Here is a 26,071-nt window from a genome sequence, read left to right on the forward strand (position 1 = left end):
GTCCTTGCGGTTATGGGCATGAGAAACGGGGAAGCTGGAACGGGTTACGAATGCTGTTTGGCGCAAACTCCAGCGTGACCTGATGTCCGTCGACGCTGAAGGTGGCCTGACGGCTCAGGCTACCCGCGCCCGGGCTGGTGCTCGCTTTATCGAAGAAGCGGTTGAGCGCCCAGGCGCCGTTGGTGACCAGCGTCGCCGTGCTGCCGTTAGCCAGCCCCAGCTGCATGCGTACCTGGTTGGTGCCGCCCGGCCCCGGCCAGTTCATGATCTGCACGGCCTGCGGACCGTGGCTGTAGCGCAGCAACTGGCCGTCGACGTCCAGCGTCAGGTTCAGAATGGAGTTATCCATTCGCACGGTGCGAACCGTCACCTTGAAGGACGGCGTCGTTGCGCCGTTAGCAAAGAAAGCGTCGCGAATCGACTGGGCCTGCTGGAACGGTCTCAGCAGCCCTTCACTTCCCGGCAGCGTTTTACCGTCGATGCCCGGCATAAAGCGCCAGTTTGCCTGCGTGGTATCCACTTTATTGGTCAGATTGTCGCGGAAGAAAGCGTCCATCAGCCCGGTTCCCGGCGCAAACATGCGCGCGAGATCGTCAGGGGTGACCTCGGTGCTGGCACTGCGCACCAGCGGGTACCGACCGGCAATCGCCTGACGGCAGAAACCGCCCACCTCAACGTTAATCCGCTTACGCACGTTTTCGAGGTCACGGCGCTGGGTATCGCTGCTGGCGCCCACCGCCATATTGCTGAACATGGTTTGCAGACCGCCCGGCAGGCGACCGGCGCTGGCCTGCAGACGGCTGATCGCCTCGCCGCCCGGTGCAGGCATACCGCTGTTGGCCGCATCCTGGACCGCGGTCAGGTAGCGATAGAGCTCATCCACCTGCTTGAGAAAATCATCAAACACGATGATCTTCCCGCCCTTCTCCAGCGGCTGCGCCAGCTCAATCATCGGCGCATAGTGGTCGGTCACCAGCTGTTCCGGTGCCTGGGTGACAACGGCGGCCTGGGTCGGCGCAGCGTCATTGTTGCTGAACAGGGCTTCCAGCGTACGGGTGGCGCGGTTGCTCTGCGCCTGCGCTTTATCCGCATCTTCCGGCGCTGGCGCATTCCGTGACAGCGTCAGGACCTGGCTCAGGTTCTGCACCAGACGGCGTAGCGGCGAGTTTGCCCCGGAAAGCAGGCGCGCGGTGTTGATACGCTGGGAGAGGTCGGCGCTGTTGTTGAGCTGAATGTCGGCGAGGAAGCGATCCCAGTTGGCGATAAAGTCGCGCATGTAGAGCTGGCGCACGGCGTTATCGATCTGCTGTTTATCCTCCTGCGCCGTCGCGGCCCCCAGCACCCAGGCGTCGTCCTCGTGCAGAGCGGTGGTTACGCTGTCAATCTGGCCGTTAAAGCTTTTCCAGTAACCGTCCGGCGTATACAGGCCCGGGACGCCTTCACTCACCGGCTTGCCGCTTTTGCGTGAAAACACCAGCTCGCTCTGCGGTCCGCCAAGGTCGGAAAGGGAGACCGGCTTCAGGTTCTCATCATGTTCCAGCAGGCGTTTGAGACGACCGTATACGCGCGTGGAGAGCGGCTGCTGGTTGATCATCGCTCTTTCGCGGGCAACCAGAGATTCATCCTGCGCGTACGGCGAGGCCTGAATTTTCGGTTCCAGCAGCTGCGTCAGGTGCCATTCGAGCTGCTGCAGCTGCGCCTTCGTGACGTTCTGCGGCAAATTCCGCTGCAGATTGAGCATCACCCACGAATGCAGGAATTTGCCGTCATAGTGCTTCGGCTGATACAGCATCTGATAGGCTTTCAGCGCTTCATAGCTGTATTCCACATCGCTGCCGTTGTCGTTGCGAAGCCAGGTAGTGATGTGCATGGCGACGGCAGGCAGCAGCATCTGATCCAGCGCTTTCTGGTACAGGGACTGCGAAGCATCGCTGACGTCATCCCCACGATAGAGCCCCATACGGCGGGATACCGGCGGATCATTAACATCAAACGCGTCGCTTTTCGGCAGGTCAACCAGGCCATTCAGCAGCGGCAGCAGATCGAACAGGTCACGCTGCGGCTGGTTCTGTAGCGCTTTGCTCTGCTGGTCCAGCAGCGGCACCTTCGCATCCACCTCTGCCAGATAGGTTTTGTTTTTGGCATAGCTGGTCAGCCACAGACCGCCGAGGATCACCAGCAGGGCCAGGAGCGCCGCGTATCCGGACCAGATCACCGCCCGGTTGCGCAGCTCCCACCAGCGGTTTTCGCCCGCGATTCCGGCTTCCTGGAATATGACGTTTTGCAGGAGGTTCTTAATGAAGAAACTCTGACCTTTAGCACCCGGGATAGGCGCTTCTTTGCTAACCGAATCCCAGTTATCCGCCTCCCCCCCTTCCGGCAGCGACAGCGCGCGGTTCAGTTCGCCCATCACGCGGTCGAACGGCATGCCTTCCTGAGTCCCGCTGGCGAAGTAGATCCCGCGCGGAGAGAACTCGGTTTCGAAGTTGGAGCGGGCGAATACCGTGCTCAGGTAGTCCGCCAGCAGCGGACGCAGCGCGGCGAACTCCTGCGGGAAGAGATACGCTTCTGCGCGGGTCTTCGCGTCATGCTCTTTCAGCATGGTTTCCGGCAGCCCGGCATCGAGGCGCTGCTGGAGCAGAGAAAACTCCTGCTGGAAGTTGCCCATCAGGTCGTAATCGGCGTGTTTGGTTTGCTCCCACGGCAGCGTAAAGCCCCAGATCTGGTCGCGCTGCGCTTTATCATAGTCGGCAAACCAGGCGCGGAAGCCTTTAAGCAGGTCGGCCTTGGTCACCATCACGTACACCGGGAAGCGGATACCCAGTTGTTCATGCAGCTCGGACAGACGCTGACGCAGGTTAACCGCCTGCTGGCGGGACGCCTCGGCAGACTGGGTAAGCAGGTCAGAAATGCTGATGGTGATGATGACACCGTTGATCGGCTGGCGGCGGCGATACTTACGCAGTAACCCCATGAACTCCAGCCATTCGCCGGCGTCCTGCACCTGCTCGCTCTCCTGGGTGGTATAGCGGCCCGCCGTGTCCAGCAGCACCGCCTCATTGGTAAACCACCAGTCGCAGTTACGCGTGCCGCCAATGCCCCGCAGCGCGGTCTTACCGAAACGATCGGCCAGCGGGAACTGCAGCCCGGAATTGACCAGCGCCGTGGTTTTACCGGAGCCCGGCGCGCCGATAATGACGTACCACGGCAGCTGATAGAGATATTGCGTGCTGAAGCGCTGCGTCCACTGTGCGCCCTGGCCCGCTTTGCTGAAGTGCGCTTTTTTAAGCATTTGCGCGGCTTCATCAAAACGGCTGGCGAGGATCTGCTCCTCGCTGTTCAGCCGCTTCTGCGGATCTGCGGCTTCCGGGCTGGCGGTGTTCTCTTTGAGCTTGTCCATCAGCTTGCGGTTCAGCCAGGCATTGTACAGGCGCGGTAGAATGTGGCCCTGTGCCCAGAGCAAATAGACCACGGCAATGCTGATAATGCGGTTCTGTTCAGACTCAAGCGGTCGGGTGTCCACGATGGACAACAGGGGACCAATCATCCAGATCACCGCCGCAAGCGCCGTTACGCCGAGGAAGCTCCACAGAATGCGGTTGGTCAAAATGGAAAGAAGTGTAGTCAGCATCCTTAGTTTCCTTGCGGCAATCCGTTCAGCTCAGCCTGAGTGTTTTCAGGCGACACCAGCAGAGTAATTTCCACACGGCGGTTACGGGCGCGATTTTCAGGCGTCGTGTTCGGCGCCACCGGGTTAATCTCACCCCGCCCTTCCGCTTTCACGCGGCCAGGCTGAGAGAGGCTTCCCTGCAGCATTTTCTGTACCGAGCGGGCGCGTTCCAGAGAGAGTTCATAGTTAGAGGCAAAGCGCGCGCTGCGGATCGGCACGTTGTCGCTGTAGCCCACCACCAGAATTTTGCCGCTGACGTTATTCATCGCCTGCGCAATGCGGTTGATGACAGGTTCATAGCGGTCACGCACGACGGTAGAGGCAGAGGCAAACAGCCCGTCGCCCTTCAGGATAACGACGCTGCGGTCCGCTTCGTCTTTCACCGCGACCAGACCAGCCTCGATTTCAGGCTTCAGGAAGCCGCGCAGGTTCAGTACCGCCGGTTGCTGACGGGCCGGTTGCTGAATAGTGGTTTCCGGCAGCTGGGACTGATAAATCTTCGCCAGCACCGGGTTGGTGTTATCGCCAAGCCGCCAGTTAAGCACGATATAAAACAGGCAGGCGATAAACCCGGCCAGCGCCACGCAGGCCCACAGGGGAACCATCGGCCGCCAGAGCTTGCGCAGCACCGGACGATCTTCCGGATGGGGAGAAAGCGGCGGCGGATAGCTGCCGCGCACGCCGCGGATCATCTGCCACAGCCGCTGCTTGATGGTTTCAAGCTGGGTGCGGCCGTTATCCAGCACCCGATAGCGTCCTTCGAAGCCCAGCAGCAGGCAGTAGTTGATCATCTCCAGCAGCAGAATATGCTCACGCGGGTTCTGCGACAGGCGCGCCAGCAGCTGGAAGAACTTCTCGCCGCCCCAGGTTTCGTTATGGAACGTCACCAGCAGACCGTTGCTTGACCAGACGCCGCTGCTGCCCCAGGGGGTGAGCGCCGCGGCCTCATCGAGCGCCGTACACAGGCAGTAACGTGCCCCGACGATCACTTCGTACGGCAGCCCCGCCTGCTGGCAGCGGACTTCGAAACGGCGAATCTCATCGATCAGACGCTGGCGTAACGCCACCTGATCGTCATGGGAGACCGAGTGACGGATCTGCGGAATAGCGTTGAGCAGCGGATTGGCGGCCGCCACCAGCTGATTGTTGCTACTGGCTCCGGTAAACGCGGCATCACTGCCGGTGTCCTGTCGTTCCTGCATATTAAGCGCTCGCTTTATTATTCTGTCGGGCTACGGATGGCCCAAAACTCCATATCCAGCCCCGGGAACTCCCCTGCAAGATGCAGGGCGAATGCACCGGACTTATCCATCTCGTGCCACAGCTCGCTGCCCTTCTCCAGTTCAAAGTAGCTGTAGCCGGCATGCCACGGGATTTGCGGCGGCGCGACCGGCATGGCGCGTAGCATAATGCCCGGCAGCTGAAGCTGAACCAGATCGCGGATTTTCGAGACCGGCGCGACCTTCATCTGCGCCGGGAAATGGGTTTGCAGATGTTCGCCCGGCACGTTGGCTTTAACCGCCAGCACGAAGCCGAACTCACGCACCATGCTGGTTTCAGGCACCGTGGCGATGTTCAGGCCATGAGAGCGTTCGTTAAGCGGCAACTGAATGGCATGGTCTTCCATCACCAGCGACAGCCCCTGACGCAGCATCAGCATCAGTTTGCTGAAGCAGTTTGCCAGATCGTCATGATCGTAAATCGGCAACACGCTTTCGGCGGTACGCTGCGACGTCCAGGTGGCGAGCTCGGTCGCAAACGGCAGCCAGCTGCGCCAGAGCGTTTCCGGATGCAGCAGCGGGAGGGTTTTTAAATGTGAAACCTCGCCCAGATGACGGTTAACCAGCGACAGCAGCGTAAACTCAATCAGTTCGGAGGTATTAAAGCGGCCGGGCTGGCGTAAACGGCCGCCAATTTGCTGGCTGCGCTGCACCAGCAGACCGTGCAGATCGTTGATCATGCTGTAGATCTGCGGGCTGTTGTTGGCGTTGAGCATCGGCGGGATGTAGCTGTTGTCGAGCCGCACGTGATTGTCGTTACGTTTCTCTGTCACAAACGCCACGCCGATGGCGGTCCATTCTGCCGTGAGGTCTTTTTCCAGCATCAGGGTCAGACGCAGACGGCCAAACTGGACGGTGGCATCCCCCACCGACATGGCGTTGTCGTCCTCCACCTCTTGCTCGAAAGCGATAAACCGCGCCAGCGAGGCCGGCTCCTCGCTGAAAATCACCTCTTCTCTTTCGCCACGACGAACCGGCAGCGCGAGAACCACCTTTTCATTGGTGAGGTTGTCAGGAATTTTCAGCGGTACAGGACCGTTGCGCCCGTTACGGACCTGGAAAAAGGTGCCGTCCGGCAGCAATCCGCTGCAGTAGCTCAGGGCAATGCATCCCTGGCGAAGCATGGCTTCATCCAGTTCAACGTCAAGAAAGCCCCAGAGATATGACCGCTGCAGCGCACCCCATTCACGAACATGGTTGAGCAGATAACTTTCAGTCCGCTGAAAATGGTGTGGACGCAGGAACATGCCTTCGGTCCAGACGACCTTTTCTGCTTTCGTCATGATGATGTGTTTCCTGTTTTGAAGCGCGTTACTGGCTGATGACCCGAATGCCGTTCACGTCGAGAAATACGTTGGCCTGAAGTTCATCTGCGGACCATTTCCAGAACTGGTAGATATGATTTTCGCCAGGCACAGGCAGAGGGAGTGAAACGCGCCATTTTTTGCCATCCAGCACCTGATACTCCGCCATCACGCCGATGTAGCGGGCCTCCGGAGAGCTTTGCCCGCTGAGGGTTTTGGACAGCTGTCCCGGCATCAGGAAAAACACGTCGCTGTTCAGCAGATTCGCGCCAAGCGTGGCTGACGCGTTGTTCTGCAGGGAGTAGAAGTCGCTGGACATGAAATCCGCATCGGATTTCAGCAGCAGCACCCGAACCTTAAGCGGCGCAGATTCATTGATTTGTGGATGAGCCTGAAACTGCAGATTGTAGCGGGAGGGGTCGCTGTGTGAAGACGACGTACAACCACTGACCAGGGCGAAAACCACCGCGTAAAAGAATAACCACAGCTTATGAAAATTTTTATTATTCATAAAAATGCGCTCATGAAAGCCGTTTAGTTCAGGATCCAGGTACCGTTAGCGCTGTCTTTGCAGGCTTTGCTGTTGCCATCGACATCAACACAGGTCGCTTTTTTACGCGTCTTCGGACGAATGGCCTGTTTACGCACGGCGGCGTCGTACAGGTCGGCCTTGATCACGGCGCGCATCGGGACGTAACCAATCAGCTGATCGTTACCTTCATCGGCAAGCGCCATCCAGTAGTGTTCAACCTGCCCCAGCACCACGTACGTTTTTCCGGTGTCGAGATTGCGGATAACTTTGCCGCCGAAGTCAGGACGGCTCATCAGGGAGGCAGGATACATGGCACGATACGGTTCGTTAACCGGCGTGAACTCCGCCGGCGGCGTAACGGCGTGACGGTGGGTTAAGGTAACGCCGTTGACCTGGCTGGTCTCGATCGTATCGTCGTTGATCACAGGTTTCTGCGGCGCTTTACAGCCCGCCACCGCCATTACAAACAGAAGTGAAAACAGTACGCGCATTCTCATATGCTTTTCCGTAGCGATATTTCGATGATGAAGATAAGGGAGTGAAGTTTGACTTAAGTGCTATTGTTAAAATAGCCAGGATATTTTCGGGGCGTTACTATTTTAAGGGCATAGCTACCGCACGAGCCCTTCAGAATAAGGCCCAGCGTCTTCCTGACATATTTTGACAAACGGTAAACAAGTTTACATGAGCTTCGCATCAATTCAATATTTACCGTTACGTAACTGTTGGTAAATGAAGCAGTAGGCAGATTATAGGATTAATCCTAATAAAAAATCCTACACGGCCTTAAAGGTGTTATTTTTTCAGTGCAAAACTAAATAATGCGCTGTTTTACAAAGCAAAAACACAAAAGAGAACCACTTTCATTAACGCAATACCGCTATTATCGCCACTACCATAATTAGTAGAATTGGCGTATTGGTGATGTCAGCAGAATATATTGACGATGAATTATTTGTTGCACTAACAGGGTATCTTTAATATTGATCGTAATTTACGCTCAGAATGGTTCTGTATGGCTTATGCCGCGCCACGTTAATTTCACGGCTCAAAATAACTTTATATTTCACGATGTGATAATTACCCTGTCAGGCATAAAATATAACCATTAATCATTAAGCCTGAGTTAACTTTCCCGTCATTGTCACAACCAAAAAATGCACGCAATTCCCCGCCAGCTGCGAGCATTGTCTATTTCTACTGCTCACAGGCTTCATTCGAAGTTTTATCGGTGCTACATCCTTCCTTACTCACCCCCATCTATCTCGCCTACCGGGCGATAGATAAGATTTATTATTAAAATGCTAAAAATTCGTTATAATTTCTTTAAATATTTACGCGCCAGATCCTATAAACCACTGTAATAAAACAATTTAAGATTAAGCACTTTTCCGCACCGCATGCGCGTCGCCATCCGGTCGTCATTGCTTTCGCTTATTGTCCTGTGCAGTGCATTTATGGGTTCAGACGTTGTGTGACCGAACAAATCAGGAGTGGGTATGAATAAGAAAAGACGCTCAGTGCCAGGTATCCGACACTATGACGGTCCTGCCGGAGGCTGGGGGGCATTAAAAGCGACGGCCATTGCGGTACGTACCCAAATGGATACCCTTGATGCCCCCGCCACGCTGTTGCGCACCAACCAGCCCGACGGTTTTGACTGCCCGGGCTGCGCGTGGCCCGATAAAGAACACAAATCGACGTTCCAGTTCTGCGAGAACGGTGCCAAAGCGGTGACCTGGGAAGCAACCAGCAAACGCGTGACTCCCGCATTTCTGGCAGAAAACAGCGTCTCCTCGCTGCTGGCAAAATCGGACTTTGAACTGGAAGGCTACGGTCGACTGACGCATCCGCTGCGCTATGACCGGGCAAGCGATACCTTCCGGCCCGTCGACTGGAACGAGGCGTTTGAACGCATCGGCGAAGTATTGCGCGGGCTCGAACCGGACCAGGTCGAGTTCTATACCTCCGGGCGAGCCTCCAACGAAGCGGCATATCTGTTCCAGCTGTTCGCTCGCGAATACGGCACTAATAACTTCCCCGACTGCTCAAATATGTGTCACGAGGCCACCAGCGTCGGTTTACCGCGCTCGATTGGCATCGGCAAAGGCACCGTCTCGCTGGACGACTTCGATAAGACCGAGCTGGTGATCTCCATCGGCCACAACCCCGGCACGAACCATCCGCGAATGATGGGTACGCTCCACGAGCTGGCACGTCGCAACGTGCCGATTATCGTGTTTAACCCGCTACGCGAACGTGCCCTGGAGCGTTTCGCCGACCCGCAAAGCGTGATTGAAATGGCGACCTACAGCTCCACGGATATCGCCTCGACCTATTTCCAGGTGAAGGCCGGGGGCGATGCTGCCGCGCTGAAGGGCATCGCCAAACACCTTCTCGAAATGGAGGCCGAACGCGGTGACGTGCTGGATCACGCCTTTATTGCCGAACACACCCAGGGCATTGAGGACTTCGCCGCCGATATCGCGCAAACCCGCTGGGACGAGATCGAGCGCGAGTCGGGCCTGAACCGGGCGGCGCTCGGGAAGGTCGCCGACGCCTATGCGAAATCAAATGCCACCATCATTACCTACGGGATGGGGATTACCCAGCACAATAAAGGCACGGCGAACGTCCGACTGATTGCCGACCTGCTGCTGCTGCGCGGGAATATCGGCAAGCCCGGCGCGGGTATCTGCCCCCTGCGCGGCCACTCAAACGTTCAGGGGAACCGTACCGTCGGGATTAGCGAGAAGCCTACCCCGGCCTTTCTGAACCGTCTGAAGGACGTTTTCGGCTTTGAGCCGCCGTCCCACCACGGACACGATGCGGTGCAGGCCACGCAGGCGATGATCGACGGTCGTGCGAAAGCGCTCATCTGCCTCGGCGGTAATTTTGCCGTCGCGATGCCCGCTCACGAGCGGGGCTTTCCGGCGATGGGTAACCTGGATTTGAGCGTGCACGTCGGCACCAAGCTCAACCGCACCCATCTGCTGGTGGGCAAAGAGACCTTTATCTTTCCGTGTCTCGGCCGCACCGAGCTGGATATCCAGGCCACCGGTCGTCAGTCCATTACCGTCGAAGACTCCATGTCTATGGTGCATGCCTCATCCGGCAAGCTGAAGCCCGCCTCACCGCTGCTTCGGTCAGAACCTGCTATCGTCGCGGGCATGGCGAAAGCCACGCTGCCGAAAACCCGCGTGGACTGGCTGACGCTGGTTGAGGATTACGACCGGATCCGCGATCTGATCGAGCAGACCATTCCAGGCTTTGAGAACTACAACGCGCGGATCCGCGTTCCCGGCGGCTTCCGCATGCCGCTGCCGCCAACGCAACGTATCTGGCCAACGGCGACAGGGAAAGCGATGTTCTCGGTTTTCGACGGTGTTCACGAGAACGCCAGCGGCGAAGGTGAGCACGTTTTGCGCCTGATCACTCTGCGCAGCCACGACCAGTACAACACCACCATTTACGCCCTGGACGACCGCTACCGCGGCGTATTTGGCCGCCGCGACGTGCTGTTTATGAACGAAGACGATATGGCGCAGTCAGGGCTGGAACACGGCGACCGCGTGGATATTGAAACCGCCCTCCCCGGCAGCGTTCAGCGTCTGAAAGACATTACCGTGGTGGCGTACAGCATCGCGCCGGGCACCGTCGGCGCCTATTACCCGGAGGCCAACGTGCTGGTGCCGCTTGATTATCTGGATAAGGACAGCGGTACGCCGTCGTATAAATCCGTTCCGGTTCGCATCACCCTGCGCTCAAAAGAGATCCGCATGCTGTAAGGCTGCTCGCGCAGAGAATATGATGGATATTAAACAGTTAAAATATTTAATCGCACTCGACGAGACCCGGCACTTTGGTAAAGCGGCCTCGCAGTGCAACGTCACCCAGCCGACCCTCTCCATGCGCATCCGCAGCCTGGAAGAGGAGCTGGGGCTGGTGCTGATTGCGCGCGGGCAGCGCTTTGAAGGGTTTACGCCGGAGGGTGAACGCATCCTCGCGTGGGCCCGCGCCCTGCTGGCCGCGCACGACGGGCTGCAGGCGGAAGCCGCGCTGTGTAAAGGCCAGGTGGTGGGCGAATTACGTCTGGGGATGGTGCCGCTGGCGAGCGTGGATCCGATGATTTTTATTCGCCTGCTGACACAAAAATACCCGGAGCTGACCTATAGCCTCTATTCCATGTCCTCAGCGCAGATTGCCGACGGCGTCAGCCGCAACCAGCTTGAGCTGGGAATTTGCTACCTCAACAGCATCGACACCAGTCTGTTTGACGTTATCCAGCTGCCAAAAACGAAGATGGGCCTGCTGCACGACGTCCGCCATTTCCAGCTCGGCCAGTCAACGCTGACCTGGCACGATCTGACGGATTTTCCGCTGGGGTTCCTGACCAAAGGGATGCACTACCGGGCGCATATGGAGGCCAGTTTTAAATCTGCCGGCATCGAACCGACGTCCGTTTTCGAGAGCGACTCGACGTTCCAGATCATTCAGGCGGTTCAGAGCGGCGTGTGCTGCGCCGTCATGCCGCTGAACAACGGGCTGGAAGCACTGAACAGCAATTTCAGGATTGTCCCCATCGCAGATGCGAACATTGAGGCCCCTGTCGGCCTGATTATGCGCAGGCAGAAGCCCATCTCTTCGCTGGCGCTGCGCTGTTTTACCGACGCGCAGGAGATTTATAGCCCTGTTGATGAAGGCGATTATTGCTAAAGGAGAGGCATTAATTGCATATCTCTCCTTAAAATTAATAATATAGCATCATAGTTTTCAATATTGATTCATATGGTTTTTGTTAAATATATCAATCCCTTTCTTTCGTATCGCATCTATCCACATATCAGCCATCCAGGATCCGATACCAAAATTTTGGATGGCTGTCTCTCTCATTAAACGGTGTTCATTTGCGATTGTGGTTGGCATGAGCGCACTATCGTCAGTATTTATGCATACCGCTAATGGACCGCTTCTTAACCCAAAACGATTGCATTTCTCACCGGGTTTTAGCCAATCCGGGTTGGGTGGATTCCAGCGAAATAAAGGATGCTCCTGATATTTTTCGAACCGCCCAATATATATGTTGGATGTCGGGCAAGCTTCAATCACCAGCCCTTTTCTTGAGTATTTTTCCATCAAAAAATCCTGAATAGCCTCATATAATCTCAATTCCCCACAAGAAATGATATCAGTATCGACAGATCCTCCGGTGAATTTATCACCACCATCTGGCTGACAATTTACTGATATTATATGATTAAAAGGATTATTCTCTTCAAGTCCACTATCTAGATACCGTTGCCATAGCGTTTTCGGGCTCAAATCTCTATGATCATCATCATTCATTAACAAATCAGCATCGGGCACCCACTCATAAAAATTAGCAAGTTCAGATTGCATCGTATTGAAATCGGGCCAGTTTCGTCTTAACAGCCACGCCTGATATAACAAGCCAGGTGTCGAAACAGTGTTGTAAAGCCGATGCGACCAATAATGAATTTTATCACGTAACTCATGCATTACAGGAATATGCTCAACCGTAAGTTGTGAAAGGTGAACAGCTTGATGATACGCCCATACTAAATTATCGAGGTGTTGTCCTGCTGTTAAATAAGCCCGCCGTTGACGCTTTGCCCAACTCGCTGGTTTAACCCCAAGCGCCAGACCATGACCTAACCGATCGCCTTCGCTTAGTAAACAATATTCAACGGCTTCATCCAAAGCCCTAAGTCCACTTAGCAAGTGACTATAATCCTCACCGGCATGTACTGTAATAAAGGGACGCTGCAGTCTTGTCGATAATGAAAGTCCTTTCGGGTGTTTGCCTGCCCTGAGTACTCTAAGCACCGGGGAAAATACCTCTATTGGTAATTCATTTTCATTTCCCGCTACATCATACCCCCTGACTAAGCGCCTGACATCTATTGTTTTGGGCATATCGTCAATATTATTTTGGTATGCATCTTCCTGCAATGTCACAGAAGAATTAAACATTTCAAAGCCGCGCACTTGACTCAAAAGATTAGCTCTGTAACTTTCTAATCTTTTGTCGTTTGGTCGTTTTTTATCGGGGTAGCCACGAGTAAAGTGAACAACTAAATGCGATTTTTCGAGAATATTTTCTTCTTCATGCCGGGCATAGAAGTCCGAAATTTTATTATGGTAAATGTTGGGCTTATTTTGACCAAGGACATAATCAGGTGACACACGATATTCTCTATAAACCCCTTCAAGAAAATCATACTTCATCCCTTCGCTTTCGAAATATTTTTTATCTGCCCGTCTGACCCCTGATGTAAAATACTCAACAAATTGTCCTAATCCAACAGAAGATACAACCATATAATTTCGTAATACATTGCTGCAGCGAACGAAATTCATCAAACAATTTCGATAGTCTGTATTGTGAGTATCAGTCAGCACGGCAATGCAAAAAAGCAACCAGCGATGATGCCCACGAAAACGCTCGTTAACAGATGCATGTAAGAACCTTTGCTGCATTGTCACACAAGGCAGAAATTGTTTAACTTGCTGTATAGTCCACACATCTTCCTTATGAGAAGAACCATGTAAAGCATCTTCCAGCACTCTATATTCTATAGCTTTATTCTCATCAGAATGAGATAAAAATTTAACAAGGCACGATACATAACCAGACAAATAGCCAGGGATTTTGTGTTTATTTAAAAGCCCACTTTCAAAAAGAGTATACTCTTCTCTTCGCGGCCATTTAATTTTTCTATTAAGTTTGAAATCACCATCGATGAAACTGAGCATTGATAATGAGGTATAACCATGCCCATTGAAATGAACGTGATTATCGGCATAAGCAGTCTCTTTCCTTTCTCCTGGAAAAGCAAAAGGACATTGTCTCCCCGTCAGTAGTGATATCAGATCATCTTCTGACAGAACATTTTGTTTCACTAATTGACTGTAGGCGGTGGATATTATCCAGGCTGGGTCCAATAAAGAACAGATCATCAACCATGATTCGAGTCGTTCTCCCTTAACTTCAAAACAGTCTCCCTGCCATTGTAAAAAATGGTTGGCCAATTCTGTAAGAATATCTAATGCATTGATATATGAATCTTTATATCGCCAATGATTAATATTATTGACAATATCTTCGTTTCGGAGTCGTCCTCCATAGTAATGTTGATAATCACGCGCGGCTGAAGCGAGTATATTGCGCTCATTTTGTAGACCATTCGTAAAAGTTGAATGCTGATTTGCATGATTCATCAGATGGTGATAAAAAAGGCGATCTGATGACAAAGTCATCACTGGGATCAACCAATAAGGATCTTGATTAAACATATTATCCTCTAACGGTAATGTTCAGTTACAAATGTAAGACCATTGTACATTCTGGCAATAAAATTATTACCCTTAATTTTTGATTTCATTTTGGGATTGCTCATTATTTTATCTAAGATTATGTTGGCAATATCTATTTTATCCCTGGCCCACTCAACTACTTCAGACGTTATAATACTTTCATTTCCGGAATCCATTCCATACAGAACTCTAATTTCACTAAAAGATGTCGCAGATAAAAAATCATTTTTTAAACTATGACTAGCATCTCCCTCAAAAATAGTATCACCGATAGGATACTCATTAATATCCGAAGAAAAAAATAACGGGTTGCACCACATCGCCTGTATTAATTTTGCATAATCAGAATCAGTTAATAATTCGATAGTAAGGGCTCTATTCCCACTAGCTGAAACTACTCCGGATATGTTTCTTAACAATGTTCGATCAGCCTTAGAAAATTCCGAGAATTTTCTCACAACATCAGAACGGGCACCCGTCGCGACATTGGCATTAATGATTAAACCTTCTTTCAAGAAAGTTGTTAGTGCATTAATATAAATATACTGGAATCTACGAGCCAAATCAGAAAGATGTTCATCCTTAATCTTTTTCTTGTCCAGCAAGTTTAATTTTAGCACGTTAAGCTGTGAGAATACCTTATTGAACACCATACTGTTTAGCGGTATTAAATTAAGCCCCTGAAGTGATGGCAATCGATTATCATTAAACCATTCGTATAAGTCACTGGTAAATTTAGAAACAGTTTTATCATACTCAACTAAATTGTCATCCGTTCCACTTTCACTGCTATCCTCAGTAATAACTTTCGTTGGATTAACAGCGAATATTGAATAAAAAGGCGCTTTCGAGAATAATGAAATAAAACTCTCTTTGAACTTTTTTTCTTCAAGAAAAATTTCAGGTAAGTTATTTGTAATAGCTAACATGGACCATGACAACAATTCAAATGCACGGCTAAAGAATATATGATACCTTCGATTTTGTTGCTGACTATAGTAATCCCTATGCGTATAAATTGCCAGTAATTCCTTATTACCATTTTTATTTTCTGCCGTCGTTTTACTAATAAACATTGGCTCCATTATAAACTCTAACTCTGGCATACTCCTCAGGATATTATTTTCCTCTGAAGGAACACCTACCATTGCCTGAGGAAAAACTGTTTCTAAAATTTCAAAGTTTGTATCATGGGCACGTAGCTCTCTTATTTTGGCATGCTGTTGAGAATAAAAATCTTTATCAGCCCAGGCATAACGCTCTTTTTGTAATAATGGATTAAACGCTGGCAAATTGTGAAAATCCAGCTGGCTGGCTGAGGACATTTCCATAATTTTCAGATACGATTCAGCGTTCGTGATCGCAACGCCATCTCGACGATCTTCAGCCCATACATAGAAGTTACGCCATAGCGATTCTGATTTTTCCTTGCCAGAATAAAGTTCTTCAGGAGGCAGTAATCTGACTAGTTGCGAAACGGTTCGTGCGCTATCGGGCTGTGGCCAAATGGTGCTACGTTCGTTGCCGTTGCAAAGTGGGTAGAATACACTTTTGATCAATTTTTCATAACCCGGATAGCTTATTTGCTGCTTTCCATATTTTATCACTAAATTTGGCAGGAGTTGCTGTACCGGCAACAACGGCAAGCGATCGTGGAATGGAAAAACTTTAGTCAGATAGGCTGAAGAAAGATGCTCTGCGGCATTTTTAACTCTCGTTGACGTTCTTCCTGCTGCTAAGGCATTTTCAAATTGCATTGTTGTAATATGTTTATATAACTCATCATCACCACTCACCAGAGGAAGTATTAATGGGCAAGACAGTAAGCATCTGATATCATCAAGAACGCCGAATGCGTTATCAATTTTCATATCAACATCGTCGACTGGCAATACCAATGCATCACAATTTAATAAATTTACACTTGCAATTAGAAACTCATGGAAATATCGTTCTATGTGTATTCCAGAACGATATTTTTGAATCCTATCTATCCCCCTTAACTCATTCAATTCTGATGATTCCCCAAGTGAACTGGATAATTTCTTTAAAGTTTCAAAGAAGTGATCCTTATGTAATTGATCGCTTTCCGGCCTTCTTAAAACCTTTTCTACCGAGGCATATACAGAAGCGATAATGACTTCAGAAAATCTGTCACCAATATTTAAAAGGGTAGGATCGATAACGTCTATAAAATGAAGATTAGGGGAATCACTTTGACTTTTTTCTTTTTTCGACCAGACTGCCTGCGCATTACGTAAAAAGACTGTTTTACCGGTACCTCTGGCTCCGCTAACAAAAATTGCATGATGATAACTATGTAATTTCCCGAGAAATTGCGAATATCTAGACTCATGCTCTTTTTTATATTTCCGAGCCTCCTTGCCCATTTTATCTAATAAAGAAACCAAACGTATGTTAGCATCTTGTTGCCAAAGTTCACTTTGCTCATTATTCTCACCTGCTGAGTGAAAGTCATCTTTATATTCAGGTGCGTCAAGATTAAGTATAATACTGCTTAGCATAGTCCCTCACAAAAAAATTATAGTTAAGATTTAGTTGTTTCGCATTTCAACTTAATCTTATCAATTACTTATGTCCATGACCATCTTTAAAGACAATTCTGATTTACAGATCAAAAAACAACAATCTGCATAAGCCCTCATGAAATGGAGGAAAGTTTAGAGACAGAGACTGCCAAGCAGTTGAGAATAATCCTCGCGCGTCACCGCGCTAAAACCGCCGATCAGCACCGCGTCGCAAATCTCCCGATGTTCCGGTGAACTCACCAACTCGTGGAGCGCATCGCGAATGGCGTTAAGCGTTTCAGGTGAGGTGTTATGCGAGGTGATCAGCGGCAGTCCCGGCGTCAGCGGGGTACGGTCAATGACCGCCAGCCCCGCAAGCCGTTCCGGCTCATGGCGCTGCAGCAGTGCCCAGGTTACGCAGTCGATGGCCGCGATATCCCCTGCCCCGCGTTTCACATCACTCAGCGACTGGCGATGACTGCCGCTAAAGGACGTTTGCGCGAAAAATGGACCGCCGCTCAGCAGGGGAGCCACTTTTTTTCGCAGCGCATTGTAGCCAGACTGGGAATCCGGGGAATTACAGACCGCACGACGTCCGCGAAAATCCGCCAGCGTCAGGTGCCGTTCCTCCTCGCGCACCGCCAGAAAGCTGCGGTACTGGATCCCTTCGCAGCCCGGTGCCGTGTAGTGAAAACAGCCGACCACCTGCACGTCCGGGAGCTGCGTGACCAGCGGATAACCGCAGGTCTGGCTGAGGATAAGCGCAGGCTGTTGCCAGTGGGTCAGCAGATCGGACTCCGGCCAGCCGGGGTCGCGATCGACAGACACACCGCGCGCAGCCAGCAGCCCCTTTACCACCAGCCAGAGCGCGCGGGTGTCGGCACGATCCACGGCATACATGGGAAACGCCAGCAGGTTACTCATACCCTTCTCCCGGTTGTTTTCCGGGGTGAACGGTGACGTCGACGGGTCTGCCCCAGAACTGTCGCAACCATTTACCATAGCCCCTGACGAGAAAACCGTGGTTTCTCTGCTGGTACGCCTCCCGGTTTTGCTGGTAGATCGCCTTCAGCCCGTACCAGGGAACGCCCGGCAGATCGTGATGGACTGAATGGTAGTTGAGATTCAAAAACAGCACCCGCCAGAATAACCCCGCTTCGTTAATAACGGAGCGCGCAAGGGGATCGTCCGCCGCGCGATGTTCGAAAAACGATCGGACCTTGGTCAGCGCCAGCGCCGGATAGCTGACCGCCAGCACGAACCACACGGGTGAAAAACCGGTATGCGTCATCCAGGCGAAGAGCGCCACCAGCAGCAAAACGTGAACCAGCCACATCGTCATTGCCCGCAGGTGAAGATGACGAAACACCGCTGCGGCGCTGCCCAGCGTCTGAAGGATATCCAGCAGCGGCGCCAGCATCAGCCGCCCGGCGAAGGTATTCCGGGCGCGGATGACGCGTTTCCGCCACGGCGAAAAGCGCGCCCAGCTCTCGTCGGTAAAATAGTACGACTCCGGGTCATCCACCGGATGGGTCAGGCTATGGTGGCGATGATGGGCAAGATGGGAGTCCCGGTACAGGCCATACGGGTACCATACCGCCAGCGGGAGCGTGCCAAACAGCTGGTTGAGCCAGGCAAAACGCGTGGGGTGTCCGTGGATCAGCTCATGCTGCAGGGACATGTACCAGGCGGTAAACCCGATGAGCAGCAGCGTGGCGGGCAGCAGGCCGAGCGTTTGCCAGAACGTCAGTGTGGCAAACCAGCCGGCATAAATAGTGATAATCAACAGCCACGTGGGCAGTTCGCTTCGCCATATAAAACCTGATGCGAGATGGCGGATTTGTTCGCGTTGTTGCGGATGTAAATAGAGGGAGCTTCGTTGACTCATTCCTTCAGACGCCGTTTCGCCAGAGACAGTGCCCTGACGATCGGGGATAACGCCTGAAATAACAAAGAACTTAAATCGCTTTGCTTTGCCATAAACGTGGGGCGCACGCGTCGCTTGACTTATTCTGTGATAAAGGTACTTTTCAGGACATGAAGAAGATCCTGATTATCGTTCCCGACGGCGGCATGCTGTTTGAAGCCGCCGGTATCGCCGACATTCTGATGCAGGCCAACCGGCTGCACCCGGAAGGGCTTTCCCACCCCCGCTACCGGATTATCATCGCCACCACGCAGCCTCACCAGGTGATCCACGGCCAGTCCGGCCTGAATCTGCTGGCGGACTATCGTCTGCCGGAGCTGGATCCGCGTGAACCGCTGGATACCATTATCATTACCGGACGCGGCATGAACGAGCTGGAGAGCACGGCGGTAGTGGACTGGCTGCACCTCGCTGCGCCGCATGCCCGGCGTGTCGCCTCTATCTGCGGCGGCGCGATGCTGCTGGCCCAGACCGGCTTGCTGGACGGCCGCCGCGCGACCACCCACTGGCGGCTGCTGGAGACGATGCAAACCCAGTATCCGGCTATCCACGTCGAAGGCGGTCCGCTGTATATTCAGGATGGCCCCATCTGGACCTCCGGCGGCGTGAGCTCGGGGTTCGATCTGACCCTGGCGCTGGTGGAAGACGACTACGGATTTACCCTCGCCCGCGACGTGGCGCAGGATATGGTGATGTATCTGCGCCGTCCCGGCGGCCAGCTGCAGTTCAGTCGTTACAGCCTGCAGCCACCCGGCGCATCGGGCCCGATAAGCGAACTGCAGGCCTGGATCCTGCAGAACCTCACCGCCGACCTGTGCGTGGAAAATCTGGCCGAGAAAGCGGCGATGAGCCCGCGTAATTTCACCCGCGTGTTTACCCGCGACGCGGGCGTCTCCCCGGCCCGCTACGTGACCGAGGCGCGTCTGGCCGCGGCCCGTCAGCTGCTTGAGCAGACCCAGGACTCTCTTGAACGCGTTGCCGAGCAAAGCGGGTTTGGCACCAGCATTAATTTGCGCCGCATCTTTGAGAAACAGCTTCACCTCACGCCCGGCGAGTACCGCCAGCGATTCCATTGCCGCAAGATGGCGTAATCTGATCCTTTTTTGTCGTTTACGCCAATCGGCCCGACGCCTACAGTGACTCCAGACAACAGAGATAAGGAGTGCACCATGGTTAAGGTCGGTATTAACGGTTTCGGCCGTATCGGACGTAATTTCCTGCGCGCGGCGCTGGGTAACCCGGATCTGCAGATTGTGGCCATTAACGATCTGACGGACAGTAAAACTCTCGCCCACCTGCTGAAGCATGATTCCCTTCTGGGCAAGCTGCCCGCACCCGTTGAAGCGGCAGACGGCGCGCTGCAGGTAGACGGGCAGCGGATCGCCGTATTTAGCGAACGCGATCCGGCGAATATCCCGTGGCGTGACGTCGGCGCTGAGGTGGTGATTGAGGCCACCGGCTTCTTTACCGAGCGGGAAAAAGCGGCGGTGCATATTACCCACGGCGGCGCTAAGCGCGTCATCATTTCCGCTCCCGGGAAGAACGACGACCTGACGATTGTGATGGGGGTGAATCATGAGCAGTACGATCCCGCCCGACACGCTGTGGTGAGTAACGGGAGTTGCACCACGAACGGTCTGGCACCGGCCGCTCAGGTGTTGCATCAGCAGTTCGGGATTGAGCATGGCCTGATGAATACCACCCATGCCTACACCAACAGCCAGGCGCTGCACGACCAGCCGGAGAAAGATCTGCGCGGCGCACGCGCGGCGGCGCTGTCGATTGTGCCTTACTCCAGCGGCGCGGCGAAAGCGCTGGGGAAAGTGATCCCCTCCCTTGACGGCAAACTGACCGGGTACTCCCTGCGCGTGCCGGTGCCGGTGGTGTCGATTGTAGATTTGACGGTAACGCTGAGCCGGAACGTGACCGCCGACGAGGTGAATGACGCGTTCCGCAATGCTGCCGCCAGCGGGCCCCTGAAAGGCATTCTGGGCTATAGCGATGAACCGCTGGTCTCCAGCGATTACCAGGGCGACCCACGTTCCTCAATTATTGACGGGCTTTCCACGCTAGTGATTGGCGGGAACATGGTGAAGATCCTGGCGTGGTATGACAACGAGTGGGGCTTCTCTAACCGCCTGGTGGATTTGGCGGTGCTGATGGATAAGAAAGGGCTGTAAGCCTGAAGCCGGGTGGCGCATGCGCTCACCCGGCAAATAATTCATTCCGCTTTAACTTTCACACCCATAAACACGATCACCATCGCCATCACCAGCAGGAAACCGCTTCCCGCGAATACGCCGCTGGCGCCATTGAGGTCAAATACCGCCCCGCCCCCGGCCGCACCGGCGCTTATCGCCAGCTGGATTGAGGCTACCAGCAGCCCCCCTGCACTTTCGGCTTCATCCGGAACGGTAGTGGCAAGCCAGGTTGACCAACCCACCGGAACCAGACCAAATGCAAAGCCCCACAGCGCAACCAGGAACCCGTCCAGCATGGCCAGATGACCAAACGCTACCATCGTGAGCGCGAGAACGCCCATGGCGAACGGCACCAGCGCCAGCGTCAGGCGCAGATTGCGTGCCAGCAGATGCCCGGCAACGGAGGTACCGACAAAGTTGGCCAGCCCAAAGCCCAGCAGGATCAGCGAAATGGTCTCAACGCTCGCCTGCCCCACCGTTTCCAGGAACGGACGCAGGTAGGTAAAGAAGGCGAAATGGCCGCTGAAGATCAGGATGGTCGCCAGCATGCCGCCGATCATCCCCGGACGACGCAGCACGCGGAACAGCGTGCTCAGGCTGCCGCTGCTCTCCGGCTTCATGGACGGCAGTACCCAGAGCTGCCACAGCAGCGCCAGCATGCTCGGCAGGATGCAGAGGATAAACACGTTACGCCAGCCGATCAGGCTGCCAAGATAGCTCCCCAGCGGCGCCGCAACCACCGTGGCAATGGATACGCTGGAGAAGATCACCGCCAGTGCTTTCGGCACTTTGTCCGCCGGCACCAGACGCATCGTCGTGGCCGTCGACATCGCCCAGAATCCCCCGATGGCTACGCCCAGCAGCAGACGTCCCATCAGCAACACGTGCAGAGTCGGCGCAAAGGCCACCAGCAGGCTGGAGATAATTTGCAGGACCGAGAAAAACATCAGCACCCAGCGGCGGTCGATACTTTTGGTTGCCGGGGTAATCAGCAGCCCGGTCACCAGCGCCACGAGTGCGGTGGCAGTGACGGCCTGTCCGGCCATTCCCTCACTCACGCCCAGGCTCGCGGCCATCGGCGTTAACAGACTGGCGGGCAGAAATTCTGCCGTAATCAAACCAAACACCCCCAGCCCCAGTGAATAGACGGCCCGCCAGGCGGGTTTTGCAGGCGCTACCGCCTCGCTCGCCGCGACACATGAATTCATCTGTTTTTCTCCCGTTATAAAAATGTGACAACTGTCACAAAAGCATAGAAGGTTCACCCTGGACGATCTATGACATATAATCTCCACTTATTGATTATTCGTCCGGAGTTGCGCCATGACCGTACAGTCACCCGATCTGATCAGCGAACTTTTACGCGGCATGCGCCTGTCAGGGGTGAAATACCGACGGATCCTGGCCAGCGCACCGTTTGGCGTCGCATTCCACCACGCCCCCGGCAAAGCGCAGTTTCATTTTGTGAGCCACGGCAGCGCCCTGCTGCGAATGCAGAGCGGTGCGGCCTTTCAGCTGAGCAGCGGAGACGCCCTGTTTATTCCCGGCGGCAATTCCCATGCCCTGCTCTCCGACGAGCGGGCCACCATTACCCCGGTCAGCGACTTTCCGAGCGAGCCTATCTGCAGCTCGGTCTGCGCCATCACCTGCGAGCCCTGTCCGGAAAGCGAGAACACCATCATCTTTAGCGGGTGCATGGATTTTGAGCTGGGCGGGATGCAGCCGCTGATCAAGGCGATGCCGGAAGTGATGATGGTCAGCCGGCTGATGTCCACCTGGCCGGAGATCCACCCGCTGCTGGCGGCGATGGAGCGGGAATCCGTGGCGCGTCAGGCCGGGTACGCCGGGATCCTCGCGCGCCTGGCCGACGTGGTGGCGGCGTTAATCGTGCGCGGCTGGGTTGAAGGCGGCTGTGGTAAAGCCACCGGCTGGGTGCAGGTTCTGCGCGACCCGCGCCTGAGCCGGGCCATTTACGCTATGCACCAGCAGCCCGGCCTGAACTGGAGCGTGGCGGATCTGGCAAAAGAAGCAGGCACGTCCCGTTCCGTGTTCGCCGAGCGGTTTCTGGCCGCGACGGGAACCACCCCGGCAAAATACCTCAGCGAGCTGAGGATGCGGCTGGCCATCCAGTACATTCGCCACGAAAATCAGCCGATTGAAACCGTCGCGCTGCGGCTGGGGTACGGCTCTCTGGCGGCATTTAGCCGGGCATTTAAGCGCATTATTGGGCATGCGCCGGGCACGCTGCGGGAAGCCAGCCAGACGCCGGAAGAGGTTTGACTGGCCAGCAATATTTAACGCGAAGCGGGCAATCTTCGTCTAAGGTTTTCAGGTGATTGACAACAGCGGTCACGCTGTTTAGTGAAGACAGGAGACGAACTGATGATAAGACCTCGTACACTACGCCCCGCGTTCTTGCCCCTTGCGTTAGGAGGCGCGCTGCTCGGCGTAACGACTTTCGGTTATGCCGACGATAGCCCCGCAGCCCAGACAACCTCACCCGATATTTTGCTGGGCCCTCTGTTCAATGATGTACAAAGCGCCAAACTATTTCCCGATCAGAAAACCTTCGCTGATGCCGTTCCCAAAAGCGACCCGCTGATGATTCTGGCGGATTATCGGATGCAGCACGCGCAGTCCAGCTTTGACTTACGCCACTTTGTCGAGATGAACTTTACGCTCCCTGCGGAAGGGGAAAAATATGTTCCGCCTGCTGGACAAAGTTTACGTGAGCACATCGACGATCTCTGGCCCGTACTGACGCGCACCACGGACAAAGCCAGCAACAAATGGGATTCCCTGCTGCCGTTACCCAAACCTTACGTTGTGCCCGGCGGTCGTTTTCGCGAGGTCTACTACTGGGACAGCTATTTCACCATGCTGGGCCTGGCGGAGAGCGATCGCTGGGACAAAATCAGCGACATGGTGGATAACTTTGCGTATGAGATTGACACCTTCGGTCACATCCCTAACGGCAACCGCAGCTATTACCTGAGCCGATCCCAGCCGCCGTTCTTCTCGCTGATGGTGGAACTGCTGGCAACGCACGACAGCGATGCGCTGAAGAAGTATCGTCCGCAGATGGAGAAAGAGTATGCCTACTGGATGGACGGCGTCGACGCCCTTCAGCCGGGGCAGGCTAACAAACGCGTGGTGAAGCTGGATGATGGCGCTATCCTCAACCGCTACTGGGACGACCGCGATACCCCGCGCCCGGAGTCCTGGCTTGACGATGTGAATACTGCCAAAAGTAACCCTAACCGACCTGCGACCGAGATCTACCGCGATTTGCGTTCCGCTGCGGCCTCGGGCTGGGACTTTAGCTCCCGCTGGATGGACGACCCGCAAAAGCTCGGCACCATCCGGACCACCAGCATTGTCCCCGTGGATCTGAACGCCCTGATGTTCAAGATGGAAAAACTGCTGGCGCGGGCAAGCCAGGAAAGTGGCGACGCCGCCAGCGCAAACAAATACGAGGCGCTGGCAACGGCGCGTCAGAAAGCCATCGAGAGCCACCTGTGGAATGATAAAGAGGGCTGGTACGCGGATTACGATCTGAAGAGCAAGAAGGTACGCAATCAGCTTACGGCGGCAGCCCTGTTCCCGCTTTATGTGAAGGCGGCGGCGCAGGAGCGGGCCGATAAAGTCGCCGCAGCAACCTCATCGCGCCTGTTGAAACCGGGCGGTATCGCGACCACCACCGTCAATAGTGGCCAGCAGTGGGATGCGCCAAACGGCTGGGCCCCGCTGCAATGGGTGGCTGCGGAAGGGCTGCAGAATTACGGGCAAGAGAAGGTCTCGATGGATGTGACCTGGCGCTTCCTGAAGAACGTTCAGCATACTTACGACAGGGAAAAGAAACTGGTCGAGAAATATGACGTGTCGACAACCGGTACGGGCGGCGGCGGCGGTGAGTATCCGCTGCAGGACGGCTTCGGCTGGAGCAACGGCGTGACGCTGAAAATGCTCGATCGGGTCTGTCCGAAAGCAAAACCGTGCGACAGCGTGCCGGAGAATCAGCCTGCGGCGAATGATGAGGCTGCGCCGGTAAAAGCTGCGGCGCAGTAAAGAAGTATTGCCGGGTGGCGGCTACGCCTTACCCGGCCTTGTATTATCCTTCCGTGCAGAAAGAACCGGCCAGTTCTTTCTGCCATGCAGTCCACATGCCGTACCCGGCCTTAGGCCACGAGCCTGTGTTGTAGATCCCTGCAGTGGACTGCACCTTCTCCACAAGTGACAAACCGGACAGTATCATGGACCGGTTTTCCCGGTAATCCGCATTCACAAGGTTGGTTTCACTATGGAACAGGAACTTCACTTTATTGGTATCGATGTCTCCAAAGCTAAGCTGGATGTCGATGTGTTGCGACCTGATGGCCGTCACCGCAGCAAAAAATTTACTAACACACCTAAAGGTCACGAGGAGCTGCTCAGCTGGCTCCGCAGCCATAATGTGGCTCAGGCACATATCTGCATGGAAGCGACCAGCACCTATATGGAAGACGCAGCAGCATCCCTCAGCGATGCCGGTTTCACCGTATCCATCATCAACCCGGCTCTTGGTAAAGCCTTTGCGCAGAGTGAAGGCCTGCGCAGTAAAACCGATGCCGTTGATGCCCGTATGCTGGCAGAGTTCTGCCGGCAGAAGCGTCCGGTAGCCTGGGAGGCACCTCATCCGCTGGAGCGCGCGTTGCGGGCGCTGGTGCTGCGTCACCAGTCCCTGACAGACATGCACACGCAGGAGCTGAACCGTCGTGAGACGGCGCGGGAGGTGCAGATGCCGAGCATCGATGCGCACCTTCTGTGGCTGGAAGCGGAGCTGAAGCGGCTGGAGAAACAGATAAAGGACCTGACGGATGATGACCCGGACCTGAAGCACCGGCGAAAACTGCTGGACAGCATACCGGGTATCGGTGAAAAGACATCCGCGGTGCTGCTGGCGTATGTGGGGCTGAAGGACAGGTTCGGTCAGGCGCGGCAGTTCGCGGCTTTCGCAGGACTGACACCGCGGCAGCATGAATCAGGAAGCAGCGTACACAGGGCAAGCAGGATGAGTAAGGCTGGCCATGTCTCGCTTCGCAGGGCGCTGTATATGCCCGCGATGGTGGCGCTGTACAAAACGGAGTGGGGAAAAGCGTTCAGGACGCGTCTGGAAAAGAACGGCAAGGGAGCGAAGCTGATAATCGGAGCGATGATGCGTAAGCTGGCGCAGGTGGCGTATGGCGTCCTGAAATCAGGACGCCCGTTCGATGCCACATTGCATCAGGAAAATGCTTGCGTGGCATAACAGT

The 26,071-nt window shown here is 54.3% G+C and carries 17 protein-coding genes; 7 read left to right on the top strand and 10 right to left on the bottom strand.

The window, feature by feature from the left end; translation table 11 throughout:
• Positions 1-10: 10 nt before the first annotated feature.
• The 5 genes from tssM to V1566_RS16405 are packed head-to-tail and all read right to left on the bottom strand — an operon-like array spanning position 11 to position 7,283.
• Positions 11-3,631: a type VI secretion system membrane subunit TssM gene (gene tssM, locus V1566_RS16385; protein ID WP_395304004.1), complete on the bottom strand. Its 3,621-nt coding sequence runs from the start codon at positions 3,629-3,631 to the stop codon at positions 11-13.
• Positions 3,632-3,633: 2 nt separating this feature from the next.
• The gene (locus V1566_RS16390; RefSeq protein ID WP_395304005.1) at positions 3,634-4,872 is read right to left on the bottom strand and encodes a DotU family type VI secretion system protein; all 1,239 of its coding nucleotides are present in this window, start codon (positions 4,870-4,872) and stop codon (positions 3,634-3,636) included.
• A 17-nt stretch (positions 4,873-4,889) separates the two neighbouring features.
• On the bottom strand, positions 4,890-6,233 hold the full coding sequence (gene tssK / locus V1566_RS16395; protein WP_029740099.1) for a type VI secretion system baseplate subunit TssK: 1,344 nt from the start codon (positions 6,231-6,233) through the stop codon (positions 4,890-4,892).
• Between the two features lie 28 nt (positions 6,234-6,261).
• A complete protein-coding gene (tssJ, locus tag V1566_RS16400) occupies positions 6,262-6,765 on the bottom strand; it encodes a type VI secretion system lipoprotein TssJ (protein WP_063143854.1) in 504 nt (167 codons plus the stop codon).
• A gap of 23 nt (positions 6,766-6,788) precedes the next feature.
• A complete protein-coding gene (locus tag V1566_RS16405; RefSeq protein WP_395304006.1) occupies positions 6,789-7,283 on the bottom strand; it encodes an SH3 domain-containing protein in 495 nt (164 codons plus the stop codon).
• Between the two features lie 1,002 nt (positions 7,284-8,285).
• Here V1566_RS16405 and V1566_RS16410 point away from each other — a divergent pair.
• Together V1566_RS16410 and V1566_RS16415 are read left to right on the top strand one after the other, a co-directional pair.
• Positions 8,286-10,574: an FdhF/YdeP family oxidoreductase gene (locus V1566_RS16410; RefSeq protein ID WP_395304007.1), complete on the top strand. Its 2,289-nt coding sequence runs from the start codon at positions 8,286-8,288 to the stop codon at positions 10,572-10,574.
• 22 nt (positions 10,575-10,596) lie between these two features.
• Positions 10,597-11,502: a LysR family transcriptional regulator gene (locus tag V1566_RS16415; RefSeq protein ID WP_395306008.1), complete on the top strand. Its 906-nt coding sequence runs from the start codon at positions 10,597-10,599 to the stop codon at positions 11,500-11,502.
• 57 nt (positions 11,503-11,559) lie between these two features.
• Here the strand turns inward: V1566_RS16415 and rdrB are convergent, their stop codons facing one another.
• The 4 genes from rdrB to V1566_RS16435 form a co-directional block, all read right to left on the bottom strand.
• Positions 11,560-14,103 (bottom strand): antiviral RADAR system adenosine deaminase RdrB, encoded by a 2,544-nt coding sequence (gene rdrB, locus V1566_RS16420; RefSeq protein ID WP_395304008.1) that lies wholly within the window; start codon positions 14,101-14,103, stop codon positions 11,560-11,562.
• An 8-nt stretch (positions 14,104-14,111) separates the two neighbouring features.
• Entirely contained in the window at positions 14,112-16,649 is a 2,538-nt protein-coding gene (gene rdrA / locus V1566_RS16425) for an antiviral RADAR system adenosine triphosphatase RdrA (RefSeq protein WP_395304009.1), read from the bottom strand.
• A 156-nt stretch (positions 16,650-16,805) separates the two neighbouring features.
• A complete protein-coding gene (locus V1566_RS16430; protein WP_395304010.1) occupies positions 16,806-17,576 on the bottom strand; it encodes a phosphate/phosphite/phosphonate ABC transporter substrate-binding protein in 771 nt (256 codons plus the stop codon).
• Positions 17,569-18,540: a fatty acid desaturase gene (locus V1566_RS16435; RefSeq protein ID WP_395304011.1), complete on the bottom strand. Its 972-nt coding sequence runs from the start codon at positions 18,538-18,540 to the stop codon at positions 17,569-17,571. The genes V1566_RS16430 and V1566_RS16435 overlap by 8 nt, the downstream gene beginning before the upstream one ends.
• Before the next feature lie 149 nt (positions 18,541-18,689).
• On the opposite strand from V1566_RS16435, the gene V1566_RS16440 reads away from it, so the two are divergent.
• Together V1566_RS16440 and gap are read left to right on the top strand one after the other, a co-directional pair.
• Entirely contained in the window at positions 18,690-19,670 is a 981-nt protein-coding gene (locus V1566_RS16440; RefSeq protein ID WP_257260937.1) for a GlxA family transcriptional regulator, read from the top strand.
• 78 nt (positions 19,671-19,748) lie between these two features.
• Positions 19,749-20,759: a type I glyceraldehyde-3-phosphate dehydrogenase gene (gap, locus tag V1566_RS16445; RefSeq protein WP_395304012.1), complete on the top strand. Its 1,011-nt coding sequence runs from the start codon at positions 19,749-19,751 to the stop codon at positions 20,757-20,759.
• 41 nt (positions 20,760-20,800) lie between these two features.
• On the opposite strand, the gene V1566_RS16450 is transcribed toward gap, so the two are convergent.
• Positions 20,801-21,988: an MFS transporter gene (locus V1566_RS16450; protein ID WP_395304013.1), complete on the bottom strand. Its 1,188-nt coding sequence runs from the start codon at positions 21,986-21,988 to the stop codon at positions 20,801-20,803.
• A gap of 115 nt (positions 21,989-22,103) precedes the next feature.
• Between V1566_RS16450 and V1566_RS16455 the strand changes: the two genes are divergently transcribed.
• From V1566_RS16455 to V1566_RS16465, 3 genes are all read left to right on the top strand, one after another.
• Positions 22,104-23,060 carry an AraC family transcriptional regulator gene (locus V1566_RS16455; protein ID WP_395304014.1) on the top strand — a complete coding sequence of 319 codons (957 nt, stop codon included), beginning with the start codon at positions 22,104-22,106 and terminating at the stop codon, positions 23,058-23,060.
• A 102-nt stretch (positions 23,061-23,162) separates the two neighbouring features.
• Positions 23,163-24,848, top strand: coding sequence for an alpha,alpha-trehalase (locus V1566_RS16460; protein WP_395304015.1), 1,686 nt, complete (start codon positions 23,163-23,165; stop codon positions 24,846-24,848).
• Between the two features lie 232 nt (positions 24,849-25,080).
• Complete coding sequence (locus tag V1566_RS16465) at positions 25,081-26,067, top strand: IS110 family transposase (RefSeq protein WP_395303481.1); 987 nt, start codon at positions 25,081-25,083, stop codon at positions 26,065-26,067.
• Positions 26,068-26,071: the final 4 nt, after the last annotated feature.

This window comes from Enterobacter sp. ECC-019, assembly GCF_043974075.1.
Taxonomy (GTDB): domain Bacteria; phylum Pseudomonadota; class Gammaproteobacteria; order Enterobacterales; family Enterobacteriaceae; genus Enterobacter; species Enterobacter asburiae_D.

Excerpts from the sequence above, each read along its gene's own strand:
- rdrB (WP_395304008.1), bottom strand. The coding sequence starts at position 14,103 with ATGTTTAATCAAGATCCTTATTGGTTGATCCCAGTGATGACTTTGTCA.
- V1566_RS16460 (WP_395304015.1), top strand. The coding sequence starts at position 23,163 with ATGATAAGACCTCGTACACTACGCCCCGCGTTCTTGCCCCTTGCGTTA.
- V1566_RS16465 (WP_395303481.1), top strand. The coding sequence starts at position 25,081 with ATGGAACAGGAACTTCACTTTATTGGTATCGATGTCTCCAAAGCTAAG.
- V1566_RS16390 (WP_395304005.1), bottom strand. The coding sequence starts at position 4,872 with ATGCAGGAACGACAGGACACCGGCAGTGATGCCGCGTTTACCGGAGCC.
- V1566_RS16405 (WP_395304006.1), bottom strand. The coding sequence starts at position 7,283 with ATGAGAATGCGCGTACTGTTTTCACTTCTGTTTGTAATGGCGGTGGCG.
- tssK (WP_029740099.1), bottom strand. The coding sequence starts at position 6,233 with ATGACGAAAGCAGAAAAGGTCGTCTGGACCGAAGGCATGTTCCTGCGT.
- tssM (WP_395304004.1), bottom strand. The coding sequence starts at position 3,631 with ATGCTGACTACACTTCTTTCCATTTTGACCAACCGCATTCTGTGGAGC.
- V1566_RS16450 (WP_395304013.1), bottom strand. The coding sequence starts at position 21,988 with ATGAATTCATGTGTCGCGGCGAGCGAGGCGGTAGCGCCTGCAAAACCC.
- V1566_RS16410 (WP_395304007.1), top strand. The coding sequence starts at position 8,286 with ATGAATAAGAAAAGACGCTCAGTGCCAGGTATCCGACACTATGACGGT.
- V1566_RS16455 (WP_395304014.1), top strand. The coding sequence starts at position 22,104 with ATGACCGTACAGTCACCCGATCTGATCAGCGAACTTTTACGCGGCATG.
- V1566_RS16430 (WP_395304010.1), bottom strand. The coding sequence starts at position 17,576 with ATGAGTAACCTGCTGGCGTTTCCCATGTATGCCGTGGATCGTGCCGAC.
- V1566_RS16440 (WP_257260937.1), top strand. The coding sequence starts at position 18,690 with ATGAAGAAGATCCTGATTATCGTTCCCGACGGCGGCATGCTGTTTGAA.
- tssJ (WP_063143854.1), bottom strand. The coding sequence starts at position 6,765 with ATGAATAATAAAAATTTTCATAAGCTGTGGTTATTCTTTTACGCGGTG.
- gap (WP_395304012.1), top strand. The coding sequence starts at position 19,749 with ATGGTTAAGGTCGGTATTAACGGTTTCGGCCGTATCGGACGTAATTTC.
- V1566_RS16415 (WP_395306008.1), top strand. The coding sequence starts at position 10,597 with ATGGATATTAAACAGTTAAAATATTTAATCGCACTCGACGAGACCCGG.
- V1566_RS16435 (WP_395304011.1), bottom strand. The coding sequence starts at position 18,540 with ATGAGTCAACGAAGCTCCCTCTATTTACATCCGCAACAACGCGAACAA.
- rdrA (WP_395304009.1), bottom strand. The coding sequence starts at position 16,649 with ATGCTAAGCAGTATTATACTTAATCTTGACGCACCTGAATATAAAGAT.